Genomic DNA, 21,361 nt, shown 5'->3' with positions numbered 1-21,361 from the left:
AGTTTAAACAGTAGCATTTACGTTTTATAAATAAGCCAAAATGAAGCAACAACTACTAAGAAATTAGTAATTAAACCACCCAATATTAAGTAATTGTTAAAAGGTACGTTTTTATTTACAGCATTCTTTTTTATACATATATTTGGCCTAATTAATCTATAATATATTTAACATGAAAAAAATTTACTCTTTACTTTTTACTTTAACTGGTTTGCTAACCGTAAACGCTCAATTACAAACTGGAGACATTGCTTTTACTGGTTATAATTCAGATAGCCCAGAAGGCTTCTCGTTTATAACTTTTGTAGATATCCCTGCTGGAACACAAATAAATTTTACTGAGAATGGATGGCAATCAAATGGTGAATTTAGAGATAATGAAGGAACTGCTTTTTGGACATCTCCAGGTACAGTTTTACCTGCTGGAACACAAGTTTTAATTAACGATGTTAATGGGAATGCTTCAACTGGTATAATTTTTACTGATGGTAATTTCTTTCTTTCTAGTGGTGGAGATCAAATATTTGCATACGATCCTAACAATACACCAGGAGGCGGAGATGAAACAGGTTTTTATGCTGGAATCCATATGAATGGAAACTGGGATACTAATTCTACTAGCTCAACTACATCGGCTCAACCAGCATCTTTAGTTGGTTTTTCTATTGCTATAAATCCAGAAGTAGATAATGCTATTTACGATTGTTCTACATTTGAAGGTACCGTAGACGAATTAAGAGCTGCAATTAACAACCCAGATAATTGGACTACTAATAATGCAATATTAACATTAACGCAATGTAACTTTACAATAACGACACTTTCAACGCAAAACTTCGAAAAGACTACTTTTTCTATGTACCCAAACCCAACTTCAAATGGTTTTGTAAACATTAAAACAAGTAACAACGAAGCAACACAAGTTGCCGTTTACGATATTTTAGGAAAGCAAGTTATTAATACTACTTTAAGCGCACAGCGTTTAAACGTATCTTCTCTTAAAGCAGGAGTTTACGCAGTAAGATTATCTCAAGGTAACACTGTAACTACTAAAAAATTAGTGATTAAATAATTACTATTTATTTAACATAATAAAAAGGCTGATAATATTTTATCAGCCTTTTTTTATATCTATTTTCGCGCACTATTAATTAAACCATAAAACAATTATGAAAAAAATCTACCTTTTGGGATTTTTATTAACTTCCCTCTTTTACACAAATGCACAAAACATTATTTCGAATTCCGGATTCGAAAACTTTACAGGAAACACTCCAGATTCATGGACACTAGAAACAGGTTACAGCACAGCTCCCGAAAGCTCTATTACTATTGAGGGTTCAAAATCATTAAAAGTTAATTTAACCACTACAGATTCTGAAAACACAGATCTCAATAAAAGTGTTACTGTAATAGGTGATAAAGTATATGATGTATCTGTAAGTGTTTACCATCTATCTACAGATAATGACGCAAGAGTAGCATTAGTTGTAAATGGCTTTGAAACCTATTCGGACCCAACAATTACAGACCAATGGCAAACAGTTTCTACTACCTATACGCAAGCTGCAAATGCTTCGATACAAGTAGGTTTTAGATTTCTAAGTTTATCTGGTTTTGATGGTTCGTCTACAATGTACATAGATAACTCATCTATGATAGAGAAAGCAACATTATCTACTCAAAATTTCGAGAAAGCAACGTTTTCAATGTTTCCAAACCCAACAACGGATAGTGTTAACATTAAAACAGCTAGTAATGTAGCAACACAAGTTTCAGTTTTCGATATTTTAGGAAAACAAGTTATTAATACTACTTTAAATACAGAACGTTTAGACGTTTCTGCTCTTAAATCTGGTGTTTACACGGTAAGATTATCTCAAGGTAATACTACATCTACAAAAAAATTAGTGATTAAATAATTACTGTTTTTTTTATACTTTTTAAAAGAGCGTTGCCATTGGTAACGCTCTTTTTATATACTTTTGTATTTCAAGTTTAAAAATGATAGACCAAAACCAAATTTTCAATATTAAAACCGAAGACGAGTTTAACGCTTTAGCTTTGCAAGTTTTTAGGTTTCAGTTTGAAAACAATCCTGTCTATCGTTCCTTTTGCGATTTACTTTTTAAACATCCTAGCGCTGTAGAAACAATTCGGGAGATTCCGTTTTTACCTATTCAGTTTTTTAAGTCTCACCGTGTTATTAGCTCGCAACAAGATATAAAAAAAACATTTTCTAGTAGTGGCACCACAGGCAGCATAACTAGTAAACATTATATTACAGATCTTGCTATTTACGAAGACAGTTTTAACACTGCTTTTAATGCCTTTTACGGCAACATTAAAGATTATGTTGTTTTGGCATTGCTACCAAGTTATTTAGAGCGCGAAGGTTCGTCTCTTATTTATATGGTAGATAGTTTGATTAAAGACTCTAACCACCCAGAAAGTGGGTTTTACCTGGATAATCTTTCCGCGTTAAGCGACACCTTAAAACGTTTAGATGCCAGCGGAAAAAAAGTATTACTTATTGGTGTTTCTTTTGCATTGCTAGATTTAGTTGAAGCCTATACTTTTAACCTCAACAATACCATTATAATGGAAACAGGAGGCATGAAAGGCAGACGTAAAGAACTAATTAGAGAAGAGTTACATGGTATTTTAAAAACAGGCTTTGGTGTAAATGCAATACATAGCGAATATGGCATGACCGAGTTATTAAGTCAAGGCTACTCTAAAGGTAATGGTGTTTTTAATTACCCAAATTGGATGCGCATTATTACACGCGATACCGAAGATGCTTTAACAATACTAGACAACGGAAAAACTGGTGGTATTAATGTTATCGATCTCGCAAATATTAATTCGTGCTCCTTTATTGCTACTCAAGATTTAGGTCGTGTAAATAAAGACGGTTCTTTTGAGATTATTGGACGTTTTGATACTAGCGATATTAGAGGCTGCAACCTCATGGTTTTATAAAAACTGCTAAAAATAAAACCGCCTTTGTAAATTCTCCGTATATATTTCGACAAACTGGATATGTAACAAGCTGTTAATAATTTATCGCTAAAAAAAATAGTAATAGCGAACAGCATGTGACCATAAAAAAGCAATCAAAATCGCATGAAATATATACTATATCTTTTTTTCTTCGGAATAATAACAACCCAAGCACAAACAGATTACAACACAAAAAAAGGTTTTGTAGCAGAAGGTTACGATGTGGTTTCTTATTTCGATAACAAAGCAGTAGAAGGACATAAAGACTTCACCACAACACACGATGGTGCAAAATATAAATTTGAATCCCTTACACATTTAAACACTTTTAAAGCAAACCCAAATAAGTATGTCCCTCAATACGGTGGTTATTGTGCTTATGCAGTTGCCGAAAAAGGAAAGAAGGTTTCTATAGACCCAGAAACATTTGAAATTAGAGACAATAAGCTTTATTTATTCTATAATTCTTGGGGAAATAACACCTTAGAATCATGGTTAGAAGAAGATGTAAACGGTTTAATAAAAAAAGCCGACCACAGTTGGAAAACTATTGGCAAAGAAGATTAACGCATTGATTGATAAGTAATAAAAAATGAAAATTAGTTTTTAGTTGGTTAACTAATTTTTTATAAAAAGTCCGAATGCATCTTTGCATTCGGGCTTTTTTAATTATTTGTAAGGTTTAATAAAAAAAGTAGACCAAGGTTGGAAGACTATTAGTAAAGAAGATTAATTTATTGATTTGTTAATTGAAAATCTTATAGTTATGAGAAAGAAAAATTAGTTTTTAGTTGGTTAACTAATTTTTACAAGTCCGATTGCAGTTTCTGCATTCGGGCTTTTTTTGTTATTAAATTCTAAGTTTTATAACAACCATCCATTTTAAATTTCTGCAACACTACCTTTGGTTTTAATTTCGTTATTTTACTACAACTATTACACTCTATAAATGAATACTCCTAATATTGGTATAGCACTTTCTGGTGGCGGTGCTCGAGGCGCTGCACACATTGGTGCATTACAGGCACTAAACGAAAACAATATATTTCCTACTATGGTTTCTGGCTCTAGCGCAGGTGCATTAATTGGTGCTATTTATTGTAGTGGCTATACGCCTTTAGAAATGCTAGCGCTTTGTAAGGAACATGCGTTTTTAAAAATATTTAAAATTGGTTTTACCAATAAAGGACTTACTGAATTAAAATATTTAGAAGCTTTTTTAAAAACGCATTTAAAAGCAAAAACGTTCGAAGATCTTAAAATACCGCTTAGCATTGGTGTTACTAATATAAACACGGGCATGTTTGAGGTACGCTCTTCGGGAGATTTAATTAAAACCATATTGGCATCCTGCTCTATTCCGTTACTTTTTAAACCCGTAAAACTTGATAAAGACGTTTATATTGATGGCGGCGTGTTAAACAACTTACCTATTGAACCTTTACAAGAAACCTGCGATAAAATAATTGGTATTAGCGTTTGCCCGCATGTTTACAAAGAGAAAGTTGTTGGTATAAAAGATATTGCGGAACGTGTGTTTCATTTAGGCGTTTGGAATACTATGGAACATCGTCTTAAACAATGCGATGTTGCTATAGAAATTGAAGGTGCTTTCCAGTTTGGTATTTTCGATTTAAAACATGCTTCTGCCCTTTTTGACACTGGTTACCAAACCACTATTGCTAAAATGAACATGATAACGGAAAATATTGCTTCAGATAAAAAGTGACCTTCCTAGAATTTAAGTATCTTATTATTAGCGTGTAAACAAATAATTAATTCTATCTTATTACTTTTAAAAATCTTTAATATTTTAAAAATACACGCAAAACACTAGAGTCTTTTGCTCAAAAAAAAAGTAATATCTTCGTTTATGGCAACACCATTTTAAATACAACAAGACTTGCCGATAAATCTAAAATTATTAAAAAGTAATTTAGACAACTATTAAAAAAGGAAAAATATGCTAAACGATCTGGATTTATTTTCTTCTACAGCTTTAATAAAACAAATAGAAGATTATAAAAAAGTACTAGAAGATGCGACTTCTAGCGATGGGCTTTCTAAAATAATAACTAAAGATTTTTTAGAAGTCGTTACTTATTATCAAGCTGTCGCTAACCAGGAATTTAAACACGTTGAAGATAATACAGAGGTAAATAAACAAGACGTTTACCTATTACATTATGCTATTTCCGAACATTTTAAAGATCTATTTCTACTGCATAGGGATGTGTTACTTCAATTACAAATAGCTGCGAATAAAAAAACAGAAGCACTTGTAAATGATACGGACTTAGAGCTTCATTTTAATAATTCTAAAGCATTACTTTTAAAAGCTACAGTATTTAACATTAAGCGTATAATAGAAGAGAACGACGCTATAAACGCTGTTAAATATCCTAAAAAACTTATTAATAGTATCAAGCATAAAAAGAATGCTTGGCCTATTTACAATCAGCAATTTGAAGATATAAAAGCACAGCTAAAAGATATTACAAAAAGTAATTTGCCTATTCAAAAAGCAATTCAATCTTTTAGTTCCATTAGAAAACACACTGTTGCTACTGTTTTAGAAAACACAGAAGCCTCTGCAAAACTTAAAAGTTTAATGGGAGAAGCCATTAAATCTATAAGCAAAATGGAAACAACTAGTGAAATTCCAGAATTAATAAGCTGGATTGACCGTTCTATTATTGAACGTGAACATAATAACGATGCCCAAACTAATTTTACAGTAATTCTTGAAGACAAAACAAAACCTTTAAGCAGTGCAATATTTCCAATAGCAACAGAAAATGGCACATTGCTAACAAGGCAAATAGACTTTAATAAAAACGTGAAAAAATGGTTTGACTATGAAATTATCCCACTATTTATTGATTTGTGGGAACAAAAAACAACTATGGGCTCTTTTTTTAACCATAGTTTACTTAATTTAAAAAGTAGTTTATTAGTTGAAAAAACTAACGACTCGTTAGAAGCTGTATCTTCTCAATTAAAAACATTAAAAAGTGCACACCAAACACTCACAAAAAATGATGTTGAAATTACTAAAATTGCAGATGAAATAAGTGCCAAAATTGACACTAAATTTCTAGCGACACACCTCTATAATAATGATGCTTTTTTAGAAGTTTCTATACAATCCTCTTTATCGCAATTTGCTTATAGTCATGGTAACTTTTTTACTAATGCACGAAAAAGTATTGCTAAAAAAATAGCCTCTTTTAATTCTAAATACGAAAACGGTGCTTTATTTTCTAACCAAAGTATAATAGACCAATCTATAGCCTGTATTTCTTATAGAATGTTTAAAGAAGCTAATGCGCATTACGACACACTATTTTTAAACAAAAACTTTATTGGCGATCTATTTATTATTCCTAGAGCATTGCTTGAAGCCGATTTTGTAAAAGCAAAAACCGACTGGGACAATGGTTTTAATAAAGCCATCGTTTTAAATGGGAAACCATTAAGCGGCAAGTCTACTTTTTTAGAGTTTGTCTCTCAAAAATATTTTAAAAAGAACACTGTTTTTTTAACCATTAATAGTACTATTTCTTTTAAAGGTCGAAAATTTAAAACTACAAACAATTTACAAGAAGCCCTTTTAAATATTAAGAAAAACCTATCTGGCGAAAGACCATTGTTGGTTATTGATGCTTTAGAATTATGGCAGGATAGCACGCATACTTTACTAGAAAACACAAGAGCTTTGTTAAAGTTTATAGAGTCTGAATCTAATAACGTGCTAGTTATTATTAGTCTCTCTAAACACATGCAAAATCTATTAGACCAACGTTTACCTTTCTCTAAAGGCTTTAGCACAACCATAACAACAAATAAGGCTTCTTTTGAGGAAATCTACAAAGCCTTATTATTAAGACATGGTGCTTCTCATAAAATATTAGTTTCAGATAAAAAAGAAACACTTTCTAAAAAAGAGATAGAAAAACAAGTGGCTAAACTAACAAGAGAATGTGGCTACAATATTGGTCAAGTATTACAGTCTTGGACTTATGGCACCACCATGATTGAAGAAAACCAAGTGCAATATCTAAACAAAAACTTACAGTTTAGAGACTTTTTTAGTTTAGAAGAGATTATTGTACTAAAATTTATTTTTCTAAATAAAGAGATTAACGAATTACAATTAAAATCTTTTGTAGGCTTGCAATTTGAAAACACCTATAAATCTAGCTTAAAAAGATTAACAAATTTAAAAGTATTATTACGAAATCAAGACGCGCAACTCTACATTAATCCAGTATTGATTAATGATATAAAAGATATATTAATTTATAGAGGCACACTAAGCTAATGGAAACAATGGAAAACATAAATACTTGGAGAGGTTTTTTAGCTTTACTTATTTTACTAATATTATGCTATTGGTTATTTAAGTTTCTAATACATATAACGATTCATTTTACACGAAAAAATGCAACTAGCAGAAGAATAACAAGACGATTACATAAAGTTTTAATTGTTTTTAAACCTTTGGCTGTCTTTTTATTGCTATTACATCTTATCTCAATAAACCCAATAAACCACAGTATATTATTGGTGGTTATAGGTGTATTCGGCTTTAAGCCCATTAATAATTATATAAATGGTATTATTTTAAAAATGAATCCATTAATAGAAATAGGTGCTTTATTAGAAACCAATACTTACCAAGGTGAAATAAAGAAAATGCTACCTTTTGGATTGGTTTTAAATACCGAAATTGGTGAGCGTTTTATTAATTACAGCAAAATTGAGAACAAAGGATTTGCTGTAAAATCGAACAACAAAAGTCTTTTACGTCAAACTTTATATATAAAATCTCAATTATCTAAAGAGAAAATATTAGATCTATTGTTTGATAATCCTATCTTGAATAATGCCGACTTTCCAAGTTTAAAAAACACCGAAGAAGACGAAGTTTATAAACTTCAATACTCTTTAGAAAACGGAGCTTCTTCACAAGAGTTAATTACCTTTTTAACTGAAAATAAAAGCATAGCAACTACAACTTATAAACCAACTAACTAATGGAAATATTATCATCATATAACATTATAATCGCGGTATCGGTAATTATTATCGTTTCGTTTTTATTTAACAGTCTCTCAAAAAAAACAAATGTACCGGCAGTATTAATGCTTATTGTATTTGGTGTAGGACTTCAGTATTTATTAAAATCATTTGATGCTGGCGAACTCAATTTTCTACCCATTCTAGAAGTTTTAGGTATTGTAGGTTTAATAATGATTGTACTAGAAGCCGCATTAGAACTCGAACTTAAACGCGAAAAACTAATGCCCATTCTAAAATCGTTTACCATAGCAATTATAGGTCTAATAGCCTCGGCTTGGGTTGCGGCATTAATTCTGTACAATTTTATTCCGGAAATGACAATGCAGTCTGCATGGTTATATGCTACGCCTTTATCTATTTTATCTAGTGCTATTATTATTCCAAGTGTTGGTGGATTAAAAGGCTCTAAAAAAGAGTTTCATATTTACGAAAGCACCTTCTCTGACATTGTAGGTATTATGATGTTCTATTTTTTAACAGGAAAATTAAATCCTGCTGAAGATTCGGGAGTTGTAGGTTTTGCAGGTAATATTATACTAACTATTGTAATTTCGTTAGTGGCTAGTTATGTTATTATATTAATATTTCAGAATATAAAGAGTCAAGTAAAACTCTTTTTACTAATTGCAGTGTTGCTATTATTATATGCTTTAGGTAAGAAAATGCACTTATCTTCTTTAATTATTATCTTAATTTTTGGATTGGTAATCGCCAATATGAAAGTGTTTTTTAAAGGTAAATTAAAGCAATTTTTAAAATATGATAAAGCACACCACATCTATCATGAGCTACACACCATTACTGCAGAAACAGCTTTTGTAGTGCGTACGTTCTTTTTTGTAGTCTTTGGTATTACTATAGTTGTAGCCTCTCTATTTAATTTAGATGTTGCCATTATTAGCATCTTAATTATTGCTTCTATTTATGTTATTCGTTTTGTAATTCTTAGAATTTTTGTTGGAAAAGATATTATACCGCAGTTATTTATAGCACCAAGAGGCTTAATTACAGTGTTACTTTTTTATGCTATTCCAGCAGAAGCACAAATCTCTACTTTTGAACCTGGTATTCTATTATTTGTAATTATAGGAACGAGTTTAATTATGACAGGCGCAATGATTTACGACAAAAAAAGAAGCTCTGAAGCTGTAAATACAGCAAACAAAAACAAGGTAGAAACAGCAAAATGGAAAGCACCATCTATAGACCAAAATAATAGTTAAAAAACAAAGTGTTAAGTACAAAAAAAAGCCTCTTAAATTCTAAAACTTAAGAGGCCTTTTTATATGTATTACAAGATTAAACCACCTTTAAAATATAGGTATTCTTCTTTCCTTTATTTAATACTACGTACTTATCGTGTATTAAATCGTTAGCAGTGATTTTGTAGTCTTCTTTTACTTTGTCTTTGTTTACAGACACAGCGTTTTCTTTAAGCGCTCTTCGTGCGTCGCTATTACTTTTTAGAAAGTTTGTTTTATCAGCTAAAGCTGCAATCATATCTAATCCTTCAGCTAAATCTGCTTTAGTAACCTCAGCTTGAGCTACACCTTCAAAAACATCTAAAAATAAGTTTTCGTCTAGTGTGCGAATGTCTTCATTAAAGTTTTTGCTAAACAAAATTTCAGAAGCTTTTTCAGCATTTAAAAAATCAGCTTCAGAATGTACAAACGTCGTAACTTCTTTAGTCAAACGCTTCTGTAATATACGTAAATGTGGCGTTTCTTTATGCTCTGTAATTAAAGCTTCGATAGTTTCTTTATCTAAAAACGTAAATATTTTTACATATTTTTCAGCATCATCATCTGTAGTATTTAACCAAAATTGGTAGAATTTGTAAACCGATGTTTTATCTGCATCTAACCACACATTACCACCTTCACTTTTACCAAATTTAGAACCGTCTGCTTTAGTAATTAACGGACACGTCATAGCAAACGCTTTCGCTTGGTCTTCACCATCGTGCATACGTCTTACCAACTCTGTTCCTGTAGTTATGTTTCCCCATTGATCGCTACCTCCCATTTGAAGTTTGCAACCCATTGTTTTATATAAATGATGAAAATCGTAACCTTGTATTAATTGGTAGGTAAATTCTGTAAAACTCATACCCACGTTTCCTTCGTCTCCAGACAAACGTTTTTTAACCGAGTCTTTAGCCATCATGTAATTTACTGTAATACGCTTACCAACGTCACGCGCAAAATCGATGAAACTAAAGTTTTTCATCCAATCGTAGTTATTTACTAAAACTGGAGCATTTTTATTAGAAGAGTTAAAATCTAAAAAACGAGATAATACACTTTTAATTCCGGCTACATTATGTGCCAAAGCTACTTCGTCTAATAAATTACGCTCATCGCTTTTTCCCGAAGGATCACCTATCATTCCTGTAGCACCACCAATTAAAGCAACAGGTTTGTGTCCTGCTTTTTCTAAGTGGACTAATATAATAATTGGTACTAAACTACCAATATGTAGCGAATCGCTAGTAGGATCGAAACCTATATAGGCCGCCGTCATTTCCTTATTTAATTGCTCTTCTGTTCCAGGCATGATATCGTGTAACATCCCTCTCCAACGTAATTCTTCTACAAATGTATTAGCCATTTTATACTTAATTTTGTGTATTGAGCTGCAAAGATAAAAATAGCTATATAATTTAAGATGCTATATTGAATATTTATTACCTTCGACTTATGATTTTAGTTACAGGAGGAACAGGCTTTGTAGGTGCACATTTACTTTTTAAATTATTAAATGAAAAGCAAACGGTTCGTGCTATTTATAGAAATGAGAAAAAATTTGAAACTATAAAGCGCATCTTTTCTTATTACACTACTAATACTGAAGCACTTTTTAATGCCATAGATTGGGTTGAAGCCGATTTAAACGATGTTCCAGCTTTAACTGAAGCTTTTAAAGACGTTACACATGTTTACCATTGTGCTGCGTTTGTCTCTTTTGAACCAGATAAGTTTGATTTATTACAGAAAACAAATATTGAAGGTACTGCGAATATTGTAAATCTATCTATTGCGTTTAACATCACAAAGTTGTGTTATATAAGTTCTATTGCTGCTATTGGAGAACCTAAACCTGGAGAAATAACAACCGAAGACACAGAGTGGAATCCAGAAGTAGATAATAGTGTGTATGCTATTACAAAGCATGGTGCTGAATTAGAAGTTTGGCGCGGTACTCAAGAAGGATTAGATGCTGTTATTGTTAATCCAGGCGTTATTATAGGTCCTGGCATTTGGAATTATGGAAGTGGTTCTATTATTAAAACAGTACACAATAATTTAAAATATTATACTTCTGGAAGTGTAGGATACGTTGCTGTTAACGATGTTGTAAATGCGCTTTTTTCTTTAATGCAAAGCGACGTAAAAAACGAACGTTTTATTTTAGTTTCTAAAAATTGGACTTATAAAAAATTCTTGATTTTTTGCGCTAAAGCCTTACAAGTAGATTCTCCTAAAAAGGAAGCTAAAAACTGGTTACTACAAATAGGCTGGAGATTAGATTGGTTAAAACATAAAACCACAGGTAAAAGAAGAATCTTAACCAAGCAATTAGCAGAATCGTTAGTATCACAATCGCAATTTAATGGAAGTAAAATAAAAGCGCATTTAACGTTTGAATATTCAAATTTAGAAGCCGAAATAAAAGAAACTTGCGAACTCTATTTAAAAGATATCTAACTTTATTTTTTTACCGGTGTTACTAACGTAGTCTTTTCGTTGTTCTTTCGTTTTTCAATATTAACCTTTGCCCTTTTTATAGAATCTTTAACTTCTTTTTCTTTTTTCTCTTTTACATCTATAGCTTTGTACTTATCTCGCACAACCACTAAGCTATCTTTAACTCGCTGATAAATAGCATCATATTTTTTAATATCATAAGCATAATAAGCATTGCTTTCTGAAAAAGAAAGACTGTCTATATTATTTTTTTTGTAGATATATTCGTCTGGAACAATACCACTATCCTCTATCTTACTTTTATTAACGCCTTTAGCGGATGACATAATAGCCATATCTACCAAGACATTAACCATAGCGTCTTCAGAAATAAGATTATCAGGCTTATTTGGTTTTTGAACGTTATAACATGAGCTTAATGTTAAAAACAGTACTAAAAATGAAACGTATTTTATTTTCATGTGTCTTATTTTATAGTTTTTTACACTCACTTGTAGTTCGCTATTTATGATTCTGTTTTGTGATACAGCTTTTACTAAACTTCTTTTATCTATCGAAAGTTAATTGCTTTGCATATTTAGTGTCATAAAACTTAAAGTTTTTATAAGCTAGTCCACCATTTACAAATGTTTGTGCTATTCGAGATTTAAACGTTGTCCCTTCAAAAGGAGACCAACCACATTTATATAAAATATTATCTTTTGTTACTGTCCACGGATTGTTTAAATCTACAACAACTAAATCTGCATAATAGCCTTCTTTAACATAACCACGTTTTTCTACATTAAATAATATAGCAGGATTATGAGCCGTTTTTTCTACAATTTTTTCAATTGAAATTTGTCCGCGATGGTGCATTTCTAATAACGCAGGCAGAGCATGTTGTACTAAAGGTCCTCCAGAAGGCGCTTTAGTATAGACATTATTTTTTTCGTCGAAAGTATGTGGTGCATGATCTGTGGCTATAACATCAATTCTATCGTCTAACAGAGCTTTTAGTAACTGAGCTCTATCCTTTTCAGTTTTAACTGCTGGATTCCATTTAATTAATGTTCCCTTTTCGTCGTAATCTTTATCGCTAAACCAAAGATGATGAATACATACCTCTGCCGTAATTTTTTTATCTTTTAACGGTATTTTATTACTAAACAATTCCGTTTCTTTTCCCGTAGACACGTGAAACACATGTAGTCTTGCTCCTGTTTTCTTTGCTAATTCAATTGCTTTAGACGAAGACAAATAACAAGCTTCTTCACTTCTAATTATTGGATGAAAGTTAATAGGAATATCGTCGCCATAGCGCTCTTTATACACTTCAGTATTTGCTCTAATTGTTGCTTCATCTTCACAATGAACAGAAATAAGCAAATCTGTACTTTTAAATATTTTTTCTAAAACCTCAGGATTATCAACCAACATATTACCAGTAGAAGAACCTAAAAATAATTTTAAACCTGCAACTTGCTTAGGATCTACTTTTAAAATCTCTTCTAAATTATCATTAGTACCACCAAACATAAAAGAATAATTAGCATAAGATGTTTCTTTAGCTATCGCAAACTTATCGTTCAACTTCTCTATAGTTGTTGTTTGCGGGTTTGTATTTGGCATTTCAATAAACGAAGTAATACCTCCAGCAATTGCTGCACGAGACTCTGTTTCTATATTTGCTTTGTGAGTTAAACCTGGCTCTCTAAAATGCACTTGATCGTCTATCATTCCAGGAATAACATACTTGCCTTCTGCATCATACACATTAACATCTGCCGACTTTGCACTTATAGACTCTGCTATTTGGGTAATAAACTCACCTTCAATTAAAATGTCTCCATTAAAAATGGTGCCTTCATTTACAATCTTGGCATTTTTAATAAGTGTTATTTTATCGCTCATTATTCTATTTATTAAATAAACTTTTAAATTTCATTGAAATAACCCCAAATATAGCTTCAGAAATAATACTTGAGCTTAATTTAGATTGTCCCTTTGTTCTATCTGTAAAAATTACTGGTACTTCTACTATTTTAAATTGCTTTAAATAAGCTTTAAATTTCATTTCTATTTGAAACGCATATCCTATAAATTTAATATCATCAAAATTAATACTTTCTAGCACACTTCTACGATAGCAAATAAAACCTGCAGTACTATCTTTTACGCGCATTCCAGTAATGGTACGTACATAAATAGATGCACCATAAGACAATATAATTCGGCTTAAAGGCCAATTAACAACATTAATGCCTTTAACATAACGTGAGCCTATACTTAATGCGGCACCTTTTAAGTGGCATGCATTATAAAGCCTTATAAGATCTTTAGGGTTATGAGAGAAATCCGCATCCATTTCAAAAATGTATTGATACGTTCTTTCTAAACACCATTTAAAACCATATATATAAGCCGTACCTAAACCTGATTTCTCTTCTCTTACCTTAAGAAACAATCTTGAAGGATATTTAAGCTGAAGTTCTCTAACTTTATCTGCTGTGCCATCTGGAGAATTATCATCCACAACCAAAATATGAAACGCCTTTTCTTGACTAAACACAGCGTCTACTATAGCTTCTATGTTTTCAATTTCATTATAGGTTGGTATAATTACAACAGCGTCTTGCATTAACAGCATTTAATTTCAGGCAAATGTACATATTTTGCCAATTAGTTTTTTATAAATATTTCTTAATAAATGATGCATCGCATTAAGAATTTTATAATAATTTTACAACATGCTAAGAGAAGCCCTTTCAACCGAACTTTATACAATTTCATTAATAATTTGTCTTGTTCTTGTTGCAATCGCTAAACTCTTGTTTCCAAAGCGCTTTCAAGATTTTCTAATGCTATTAATAAACTTTAGATATTTAAAAGTGTACTCGAGAGAACAAAAGTTTATTGATATGTTCGAGGGCTTACTATTTACTAATCTTATTATAGGTCTATCGGTTTTTATTTTATTATGCTTTAACCTAAGCACAAATCTACCGCAAGCCGATTACTTAATACCTGCTAAACTAGCTTTTGGTATTGGCATAATAATACTTGTTAAAATATTATTAGAGCGTTTAGTAAGTAGTATTTTAAACATGGATTCTATAATCGATAACTACCTTTTTCAAAAAGTAAGTTATAAAAACTTCTTAGGCCTACTGCTAATTCCTATCAATGCTATTCTTATTTATTCTTGGTATCCAACCCAAATAAGCACGACACTATTTATCCTTATTTTGATGTTAATTAATGTCTATGGTATTCTAATATTTATAAAAAATAATCTTAAAACTATAAAAAAGAATTGGTTTTATTTTATTTTGTATCTTTGCACACTTGAAATTTCACCTTATCTAGTTTTATATAAGATATATACACTACAGTAAGGTCCTAAAAACGCTATTAGAATATGAAAGTGAAAACAATTTTAGTATCCCAACCAGAACCTAAAATAGAAAATTCGCCATATTTCGATTTGTCTGAAAGACAGAAAGTTAAAATAGATTTTCGTCCATTTATTCATGTTGAAGGTGTCCCTTCTAAAGAAATTAGACAACAAAAAATTGACCTTAGTAAGTTTACTGCTATTATATTAACTAGTAGAAACGCCGTCGACCACTTTTTTAGAGTAGCCGAAGAAATGCGTTTTAAAGTTCCAGACAGCATGAAATATTTCTGCCAGTCTGAAGCTGTGGCTTATTACCTTCAAAAGTATGTTGTATATAGAAAACGTAAAATTTACGTTGGTAAACGTACATTTACAGAACTCTCTCCTTTAATTAAAAAATATAAAGATGAGAACTTTTTACTTCCTGCTGCTGATAAATTAAAAGCAGAAGTTCCTGAGGTTTTAAACGAGTTAGGTGTAAAGTGGAAAGAAGCTGTTTTTTACAAAACTGTAATTAGCGATTTATCCGATTTAGAAAATGTAACTTATGATATATTAGTATTCTTTAGCCCAAGTGGAATTGATTCTTTATTTCATAATTTCCCAGATTTTGAACAAAAAGACACGAGAATAGCTGTATTTGGAAACACAACAATTAAAGCTGTAGAGGCAAAAGGACTAAGAGTAGATATCTCTGCTCCAACGCCAGAAACTCCTTCTATGACAATGGCTTTAAAGAAGTACATTACAGAGGCTAACAAAAAATAAAAAAATTATACTATTAGATATAAAAAAAGGCTTCTCAATTGAGAGAGCTCTTTTTTTATTTAGTATTACTAATTAAATTTAGTAAGCATAACGTTGTGGTCCACCACGTCTTATTTCTTCGCTAGCATTATCTTCAAACTGTTCAAAGTTTTTTCTAAACGCATTTGCCAATTTAAAAGCGGTATCATAATATGCTTTATCGTCATTCCATGTTGTTCTTGGACTCAATACTTCGGTTGGAACACCAGGACAAGATCTTGGTTGTGCAACTCCAAATACAGAGTGTATATGGTAATCATCGTAGTTATACAATCCTAAATCACCGTTTAAAACAGCAGTAATCATAGCACGAGTATATTTTAGTTTCATACGTTTTCCAACACCGTAAGCACCACCAGACCAGCCAGTATTTACTAACCATACATTTACGTTAGCATCTAACATTTTCTTGCTTAACATCTCAGCATATTTTGTTGGATGTAATGGCATAAAAGGCGCTCCAAAACAAGCAGAAAAAGAAGGTTGAGGCTCTTTAACTCCAGCTTCGGTTCCTGCAACTTTAGCAGTATAACCAGAAATAAAATGGTAAGCTGCTTGAGCAGGTGTTAACTTAGAGATTGGAGGCAAAACACCAAAGGCATCGGCCGTTAAAAAGAATATATTTTTAGGATTTTTTCCTATAGATGGTACTTTTATATTTTCAATATGGTGAATTGGATAACTCACTCTTGTATTTTGAGTAATAGAAGTGTCTTCAAAATCGACTTCTCCTTTATCATTCATTACTACATTTTCAAGAATAGCTCCTTCTTTTATAGCTGCATATATCTCTGGTTCTTGCTCTTGAGAAAGATTAATTACTTTAGCATAACAACCACCTTCAAAATTAAAAACTGTATTTTCTGCAGTCCATCCATGCTCATCGTCACCAATTAAACTTCTATCTGGATCTGTAGAAAGCGTTGTTTTCCCTGTTCCTGATAGTCCAAAGAAAATTGCAGTATCATCATCCTTACCAACATTAGCACTACAGTGCATTGGTAAAGTATTTTTAAATACAGGAAGAATAAAGTTTAAAGCAGAAAATATTCCTTTTTTAATTTCACCAGTATATCCGGTACCACCAATTAAGGCTATCTTTTTTTCAAAATTTAGTATTGCAAAATTATGCTGTCTTGTACCATCCTCTTTGGCATCTGCCATAAAACCTGGAGCATTTACAATAGTCCACTCCGGTTCGAAGTTTTCTAACTCCGCTTCAGTAGGACGTAAAAACATGTTATAAGCAAACATGTTACTCCATGGACGCTCATTAATAACACGAATATTAAGTTTATAATTTTCGTCTGCACAAGCATAACTATCTCTTACAAACACTTCTTTTTCAGATAAATAATCAACAACTTTATCGTAAAGTTTATCGAATTTATCCGGATCAAAAGGAATATTTATGTCTCCCCACCAAACGCGATCTTTAGTAATATCGTCTTTTACAATAAAACGATCCATTGGAGAACGACCTGTAAACTCGCCTGTATTAACAGCTAAAGCACCGGAAGATGATTTTACACCTTGACCTTTCTCTATCGTAATATCTTGTAACTCTTGAGGAGATAATTGGTATTGAACATTAGCATTCTTAATACCGTATTTTTCTAACGAAATCGATTTCGCAGATTGTGTATGGTCTACCATAATTTAGATTATTGTTTAGAGTGTAAAATTACACATAAATATGAGATACTGATAAAAATACATGTTATTTATCTCATTTTTTTACAAATTTAATAAATAAGACTGCCCAAGATGTAATAAGTAATAATCCGCCAAGTGGCGTAACAAAACCAATAACGCTAAAATCAAAACCAGTTAAACTATTTGTAGCTAAGCAGTATATTGATCCTGAAAAAAGCAAAACACCAAAGCCCACTAAATAGAATAGTATTCTTTTCGTTTTATCCAAAATGCTATCCATATTACCTACAAGCAGTAATAATAACGCATGATACATTTGATATCGCACTCCTGTTTCAAAAGTCTGTAATGAGGAAGTTGAAATTTTAGGCTTTAAGCCATGTGCTGCAAAAGCACCAATAACTACAGCCAAAAGGCCCAGAATAGAACCTAATACAAGTATCTTTTTGTTCATATATCTTTATTATTTGAGTTTAAATAACGCTATCATTTATTACATTCGCATTATAAACACAAAATTACTTAACAATTCTTAATATGAGAAATATTTTAGTTATTGGTTCAGGAAAATCTGCATCATATTTAATTAAATACCTTTTAGACAAATCTGAAACTGAAAACCTCCATATAACTGTAGGTGATTTAGATAAAGAAAACGTATTAAAACTTACTAATAATCATAAAAACTCTACCGCTATAACCTTAGATGTTTTTAATGAAAAATCAAGAGTTGATGCTGTAAAAGCTGCAGATATGGTAATTTCAATGCTACCAGCACGTTTTCATATAGAAGTTGCAAAAGACTGTATTACCTACAATAAAAACATGGTAACAGCATCTTACGTTAGTGATGAAATGCAAGCTCTAGACGCGCAAGCCAAAGAAAAAGGCTTAGTTTTCATGAATGAGATTGGTGTAGATCCAGGAATCGACCACATGAGTGCCATGCAAGTAATAGACAGAATTAAAGCCGAAGGTGGAAAACTAATTCTGTTCGAATCTTTTACAGGAGGTTTAGTTGCACCAGAAAGCGATAATAATTTATGGAATTATAAATTCACTTGGAATCCTAGAAATGTAGTATTGGCAGGACAAGGTAGTGCAGCCAAGTTTTTACAAGAAGGTACGTACAAATATATTCCTTACAACCGTTTATTTAGACGTACAGAATTTTTAGAAGTCGATGGTTTTGGTCGTTTTGAGGCTTATGCTAATAGAGACTCCCTAAAATATCAAGATATCTACGGCTTAGACGATGTAAAAACATTATACCGTGGAACTATAAGGCGTGTAGGCTTCAGCCGCGCATGGAATGTTTTTGCTGCACTTGGCATGACCGACGATAGTTATACAATAGATGATAGCGAAAACATGAGCTATCGCGACTTTGTAAATTCCTTTTTACCTTACAGTCCAACAGATTCTGTAGAAATAAAATTTAGACACGCGCTAAAAATAGATCAAGATGATATTATTTGGGATAAATTTGAAGAAGTCGATATCTTTAGCCCAACAAAAATGGTAAATCTTGAAAAAGCAACACCTGCTCAAATATTACAAAAAATATTAATGGATAGCTGGACATTAGATCCTACAGATAAAGATATGATTGTGATGTATCATAAATTTGGATACGAATTAAATGATAAAAAATATCAAATAGATGCCACTATGGTAACTTTAGGAGAAGACCAAACCTACACTGCAATGGCAAAAACAGTAGGCTTACCAGTCGCTATGGCTGCAATGGCAATACTAAATAAGAAAATTACTACTCCAGGTGTTTTAAGACCTATAAACAAAGAAGTTTACCAACCTATTTTAGAAGAACTTGAAAATTATGGCGTGATTTTTAAAGAGAAAAAAGTGCCTTACTTAGGTTACAATCCTTTGCACGTCTAATACTATAATAATAATGTGGGCGTTACCACACTCATACCTACAAGGTTAAAAAAACCTTGTAGGATTGTTTAGGTCAGGCTGTACGTTATATCTTTTTTTGCCATATATGGCAGCAAAAAAAGGATGCCACTTCCATCCTTAACGCACTTACCAAAGTATCGTTTTAAACAAAAGGTTTCAGTTTCATACTATTTCAGTACTTTTATGTTTTATTTTATGATATAATTTTAAATTAGTCATAACAAATTCAAACATAATCCCTTTTCTGTACTCACCGAAAAGAGAAAAAGAACACTTATTATGAAAGTTATAAATCAAAACATACACATAGATGGTATCGATAAAAAGATACTTCGGGCTTTAATGGCAGATGCCAGAACATCGGTTTTAGAAATTGCACGTCAAGTTGGTATTTCGGGAGCAGCAATACATCAACGGCTAAAAAAGCTAGAAAAATCAGGATTAATTACTGGCTCTAAATTTATTATCAACCCAAAAGTGTTAGGCTATACAACAATGGCCTTTATTGGTGTTTATTTAGATAAAGCTGTTAGTAATCCTCAAGCAGTAAAACAGTTAAAAAAAATACCTGAAGTTTTAGAATGCCATTACACAACAGGTAACTGGAGTATTTTTATTAAAATACTATGTAAAGATAACGAGCACTTAATGCACTTACTTAATAACGACATACAATCTATAGAAGGTGTTTCGAGAACAGAAACCTTTATTTCTTTAAACCAGCAAATAGAGAGACAAATTAAAATATAGGCAAGCAAAATTTATACAGTATTTACGATAGATTACTTTGGTTATGCTAATTCCAAATTATCTAAATATAATTTAGCATTAACAGTCTCATCTTAATATCTACTTACTGCACTATTAACATTATCTAATAAAAAAAGCGCTCTTATTAATAATAAAAGAGCTTTCCTTAATAATTTAGTAAGTTATATTATTCAATAATTAACTTCTTAACGGTAGTGGCATCTTCAGCAGCAATAGTCATAAAATATAATCCTGAAGATAATTTAGAACTTAAATCTAAGTTCTTATCTGTAGTAGCTCCATTTAAATTTTGAGTTAAAATTTTATGTCCGTTAATGTCCGTAATTGTAATACGCTGTAAAGGAACTCCAGTGTTTTTAATTTTAATGTTTCCGTTAGACGGGTTAGGCAGCACAGAAACTTCATTATCTAAAGATGTAAACGTCTCCGTTGTTAACGTATCTAGCACATCTATATTAATATTATGAAATGCAAAATCGGTATTATCTGTCACATCAGGTTGTATAATTTTAAACTCAGTAATATTTGCTGCATTACTCGCATTAGTTATAGTAATTGCACCAGATCCAACTAAATACTCTTGGTTTGCTGAAATCTCATTGTCGTCTTGATTTACAAGTGAAATAAACCCATCCTCCACCGTATCATAATCCATACCATTTAATTTAAAATTAGTAGGATTACCGTTTTTTGTAAGCGTTATAATAAATGGATTTGTTGTCGTTCCATTACCTAGATAAAAAATTAAATCTGGCACACCCGGAGATAACTCAATAATAGTCTCAGCTTCTGTGCCAGCAACGTCAATTACCAAAACATAAGTATCAGATCCCATTGTAAGTGTTTCAGTAATACCAACACCATCATCCACAGCGGTATCAATAGTAAAGTTTAAATTCTGTCCAAATGCAGAAAAACTAAACAGCACCATTAAACACCAAAACTGTCTGCTTATTCTAATAATTCTTTTTAATGTGTAGTTTTTTTTCATGATAATAAAGTTTATTTGTTAAAACCAAAGGCAAGA

Annotated in this window: 20 protein-coding genes; 13 read left to right on the top strand and 7 right to left on the bottom strand. The window is 31.5% G+C overall.

The annotated features are described in order from the left end of the window. Positions 1 to 172 precede the first annotated feature (172 nt). The 8 genes from ASC44_RS10660 (at position 173) to ASC44_RS10625 (ending at position 9,314) form a co-directional block, all read left to right on the top strand. Positions 173 to 1,072, top strand: a complete 900-nt coding sequence (locus tag ASC44_RS10660) for a T9SS type A sorting domain-containing protein (RefSeq protein WP_055447585.1) — start codon at positions 173 to 175, stop codon at positions 1,070 to 1,072. Positions 1,073 to 1,169: 97 nt separating this feature from the next. Beyond that, positions 1,170 to 1,922, top strand: a complete 753-nt coding sequence (locus ASC44_RS10655; RefSeq protein WP_055447584.1) for a T9SS type A sorting domain-containing protein — start codon at positions 1,170 to 1,172, stop codon at positions 1,920 to 1,922. A gap of 82 nt (positions 1,923 to 2,004) precedes the next feature. Beyond that, positions 2,005 to 2,985 carry a LuxE/PaaK family acyltransferase gene (locus tag ASC44_RS10650; protein WP_055447583.1) on the top strand — a complete coding sequence of 327 codons (981 nt, stop codon included), beginning with the start codon at positions 2,005 to 2,007 and terminating at the stop codon, positions 2,983 to 2,985. 144 nt (positions 2,986 to 3,129) lie between these two features. Continuing rightward, a complete protein-coding gene (locus tag ASC44_RS10645) occupies positions 3,130 to 3,573 on the top strand; it encodes a YHS domain-containing (seleno)protein (RefSeq protein WP_055447582.1) in 444 nt (147 codons plus the stop codon). Positions 3,574 to 3,955: 382 nt separating this feature from the next. After that, the gene (locus tag ASC44_RS10640) at positions 3,956 to 4,735 is read left to right on the top strand and encodes a patatin-like phospholipase family protein (protein WP_055447581.1); all 780 of its coding nucleotides are present in this window, start codon (positions 3,956 to 3,958) and stop codon (positions 4,733 to 4,735) included. A gap of 234 nt (positions 4,736 to 4,969) precedes the next feature. Then, entirely contained in the window at positions 4,970 to 7,330 is a 2,361-nt protein-coding gene (locus ASC44_RS10635) for a hypothetical protein (protein ID WP_055447580.1), read from the top strand. Positions 7,331 to 7,338: 8 nt separating this feature from the next. After that, the gene (locus tag ASC44_RS10630) at positions 7,339 to 8,046 is read left to right on the top strand and encodes a hypothetical protein (RefSeq protein WP_152973315.1); all 708 of its coding nucleotides are present in this window, start codon (positions 7,339 to 7,341) and stop codon (positions 8,044 to 8,046) included. Continuing rightward, on the top strand, positions 8,046 to 9,314 hold the full coding sequence (locus ASC44_RS10625) for a cation:proton antiporter domain-containing protein (RefSeq protein WP_055447578.1): 1,269 nt from the start codon (positions 8,046 to 8,048) through the stop codon (positions 9,312 to 9,314). The genes ASC44_RS10630 and ASC44_RS10625 overlap by 1 nt, the downstream gene beginning before the upstream one ends. 76 nt (positions 9,315 to 9,390) lie before the next feature. Here ASC44_RS10625 and tyrS read toward each other — a convergent pair whose 3' ends face one another. After that, positions 9,391 to 10,701 (bottom strand): tyrosine--tRNA ligase, encoded by a 1,311-nt coding sequence (gene tyrS, locus ASC44_RS10620; RefSeq protein WP_055447577.1) that lies wholly within the window; start codon positions 10,699 to 10,701, stop codon positions 9,391 to 9,393. 89 nt (positions 10,702 to 10,790) lie between these two features. Here tyrS and ASC44_RS10615 point away from each other — a divergent pair, with 89 nt between their 5' ends. Beyond that, the gene (locus ASC44_RS10615) at positions 10,791 to 11,798 is read left to right on the top strand and encodes an NAD-dependent epimerase/dehydratase family protein (RefSeq protein WP_055447576.1); all 1,008 of its coding nucleotides are present in this window, start codon (positions 10,791 to 10,793) and stop codon (positions 11,796 to 11,798) included. Between the two features lie 2 nt (positions 11,799 to 11,800). On the opposite strand, the gene ASC44_RS10610 is transcribed toward ASC44_RS10615, so the two are convergent. From ASC44_RS10610 to ASC44_RS10600, 3 genes are all read right to left on the bottom strand, one after another. Then, positions 11,801 to 12,259, bottom strand: coding sequence for a DUF4296 domain-containing protein (locus ASC44_RS10610; RefSeq protein WP_055447575.1), 459 nt, complete (start codon positions 12,257 to 12,259; stop codon positions 11,801 to 11,803). An 85-nt stretch (positions 12,260 to 12,344) separates the two neighbouring features. Further along, positions 12,345 to 13,691, bottom strand: coding sequence for a dihydroorotase (locus tag ASC44_RS10605; RefSeq protein WP_055447574.1), 1,347 nt, complete (start codon positions 13,689 to 13,691; stop codon positions 12,345 to 12,347). Positions 13,692 to 13,695: 4 nt separating this feature from the next. After that, entirely contained in the window at positions 13,696 to 14,418 is a 723-nt protein-coding gene (locus ASC44_RS10600; protein WP_055447573.1) for a polyprenol monophosphomannose synthase, read from the bottom strand. Positions 14,419 to 14,527: 109 nt separating this feature from the next. Between ASC44_RS10600 and ASC44_RS10595 the strand changes: the two genes are divergently transcribed. Continuing rightward, positions 14,528 to 15,175, top strand: coding sequence for a DUF4271 domain-containing protein (locus tag ASC44_RS10595; protein ID WP_055447572.1), 648 nt, complete (start codon positions 14,528 to 14,530; stop codon positions 15,173 to 15,175). 23 nt (positions 15,176 to 15,198) lie between these two features. Beyond that, the gene (locus ASC44_RS10590; RefSeq protein WP_055447571.1) at positions 15,199 to 15,945 is read left to right on the top strand and encodes a uroporphyrinogen-III synthase; all 747 of its coding nucleotides are present in this window, start codon (positions 15,199 to 15,201) and stop codon (positions 15,943 to 15,945) included. A 78-nt stretch (positions 15,946 to 16,023) separates the two neighbouring features. Here ASC44_RS10590 and pckA read toward each other — a convergent pair whose 3' ends face one another. Both pckA and ASC44_RS10580 read right to left on the bottom strand, forming a co-directional pair. Beyond that, positions 16,024 to 17,640 (bottom strand): phosphoenolpyruvate carboxykinase (ATP), encoded by a 1,617-nt coding sequence (gene pckA / locus ASC44_RS10585; protein WP_055447570.1) that lies wholly within the window; start codon positions 17,638 to 17,640, stop codon positions 16,024 to 16,026. Between the two features lie 73 nt (positions 17,641 to 17,713). Continuing rightward, complete coding sequence (locus ASC44_RS10580) at positions 17,714 to 18,094, bottom strand: DUF423 domain-containing protein (RefSeq protein WP_055447569.1); 381 nt, start codon at positions 18,092 to 18,094, stop codon at positions 17,714 to 17,716. Between the two features lie 83 nt (positions 18,095 to 18,177). On the opposite strand from ASC44_RS10580, the gene ASC44_RS10575 reads away from it, so the two are divergent. Beyond that, entirely contained in the window at positions 18,178 to 19,542 is a 1,365-nt protein-coding gene (locus ASC44_RS10575; RefSeq protein WP_055447568.1) for a saccharopine dehydrogenase family protein, read from the top strand. A gap of 300 nt (positions 19,543 to 19,842) precedes the next feature. Further along, positions 19,843 to 20,313 carry an Lrp/AsnC ligand binding domain-containing protein gene (locus tag ASC44_RS10570; RefSeq protein WP_055447567.1) on the top strand — a complete coding sequence of 157 codons (471 nt, stop codon included), beginning with the start codon at positions 19,843 to 19,845 and terminating at the stop codon, positions 20,311 to 20,313. A gap of 187 nt (positions 20,314 to 20,500) precedes the next feature. Here ASC44_RS10570 and ASC44_RS10565 read toward each other — a convergent pair whose 3' ends face one another. After that, positions 20,501 to 21,325 carry a T9SS type A sorting domain-containing protein gene (locus tag ASC44_RS10565; RefSeq protein ID WP_055447566.1) on the bottom strand — a complete coding sequence of 275 codons (825 nt, stop codon included), beginning with the start codon at positions 21,323 to 21,325 and terminating at the stop codon, positions 20,501 to 20,503. Positions 21,326 to 21,361: the final 36 nt, after the last annotated feature.

It is taken from the genome of Lacinutrix mariniflava, from assembly GCF_001418015.1.
Taxonomy (GTDB): domain Bacteria; phylum Bacteroidota; class Bacteroidia; order Flavobacteriales; family Flavobacteriaceae; genus Lacinutrix; species Lacinutrix mariniflava.
The sequence above is the reverse complement of the archived record's forward strand: the minus strand, read 5'-3'. Positions and strand labels throughout refer to the sequence as shown.

Coding starts and splice junctions, on each gene's coding strand:
- ASC44_RS10655 (WP_055447584.1), top strand. CDS start 1,170: ATGAAAAAAATCTACCTTTTGGGATTTTTATTAACTTCCCTCTTTTAC.
- ASC44_RS10595 (WP_055447572.1), top strand. CDS start 14,528: ATGCTAAGAGAAGCCCTTTCAACCGAACTTTATACAATTTCATTAATA.
- ASC44_RS10645 (WP_055447582.1), top strand. CDS start 3,130: ATGAAATATATACTATATCTTTTTTTCTTCGGAATAATAACAACCCAA.
- ASC44_RS10635 (WP_055447580.1), top strand. CDS start 4,970: ATGCTAAACGATCTGGATTTATTTTCTTCTACAGCTTTAATAAAACAA.
- ASC44_RS10625 (WP_055447578.1), top strand. CDS start 8,046: ATGGAAATATTATCATCATATAACATTATAATCGCGGTATCGGTAATT.
- ASC44_RS10590 (WP_055447571.1), top strand. CDS start 15,199: ATGAAAGTGAAAACAATTTTAGTATCCCAACCAGAACCTAAAATAGAA.
- ASC44_RS10615 (WP_055447576.1), top strand. CDS start 10,791: ATGATTTTAGTTACAGGAGGAACAGGCTTTGTAGGTGCACATTTACTT.
- ASC44_RS10570 (WP_055447567.1), top strand. CDS start 19,843: ATGAAAGTTATAAATCAAAACATACACATAGATGGTATCGATAAAAAG.
- ASC44_RS10630 (WP_152973315.1), top strand. CDS start 7,339: ATGGAAAACATAAATACTTGGAGAGGTTTTTTAGCTTTACTTATTTTA.
- ASC44_RS10600 (WP_055447573.1), bottom strand. CDS start 14,418: ATGCAAGACGCTGTTGTAATTATACCAACCTATAATGAAATTGAAAAC.
- ASC44_RS10605 (WP_055447574.1), bottom strand. CDS start 13,691: ATGAGCGATAAAATAACACTTATTAAAAATGCCAAGATTGTAAATGAA.
- ASC44_RS10575 (WP_055447568.1), top strand. CDS start 18,178: ATGAGAAATATTTTAGTTATTGGTTCAGGAAAATCTGCATCATATTTA.
- ASC44_RS10640 (WP_055447581.1), top strand. CDS start 3,956: ATGAATACTCCTAATATTGGTATAGCACTTTCTGGTGGCGGTGCTCGA.
- ASC44_RS10650 (WP_055447583.1), top strand. CDS start 2,005: ATGATAGACCAAAACCAAATTTTCAATATTAAAACCGAAGACGAGTTT.
- tyrS (WP_055447577.1), bottom strand. CDS start 10,701: ATGGCTAATACATTTGTAGAAGAATTACGTTGGAGAGGGATGTTACAC.
- ASC44_RS10565 (WP_055447566.1), bottom strand. CDS start 21,325: ATGAAAAAAAACTACACATTAAAAAGAATTATTAGAATAAGCAGACAG.
- ASC44_RS10610 (WP_055447575.1), bottom strand. CDS start 12,259: ATGAAAATAAAATACGTTTCATTTTTAGTACTGTTTTTAACATTAAGC.
- pckA (WP_055447570.1), bottom strand. CDS start 17,640: ATGGTAGACCATACACAATCTGCGAAATCGATTTCGTTAGAAAAATAC.
- ASC44_RS10660 (WP_055447585.1), top strand. CDS start 173: ATGAAAAAAATTTACTCTTTACTTTTTACTTTAACTGGTTTGCTAACC.
- ASC44_RS10580 (WP_055447569.1), bottom strand. CDS start 18,094: ATGAACAAAAAGATACTTGTATTAGGTTCTATTCTGGGCCTTTTGGCT.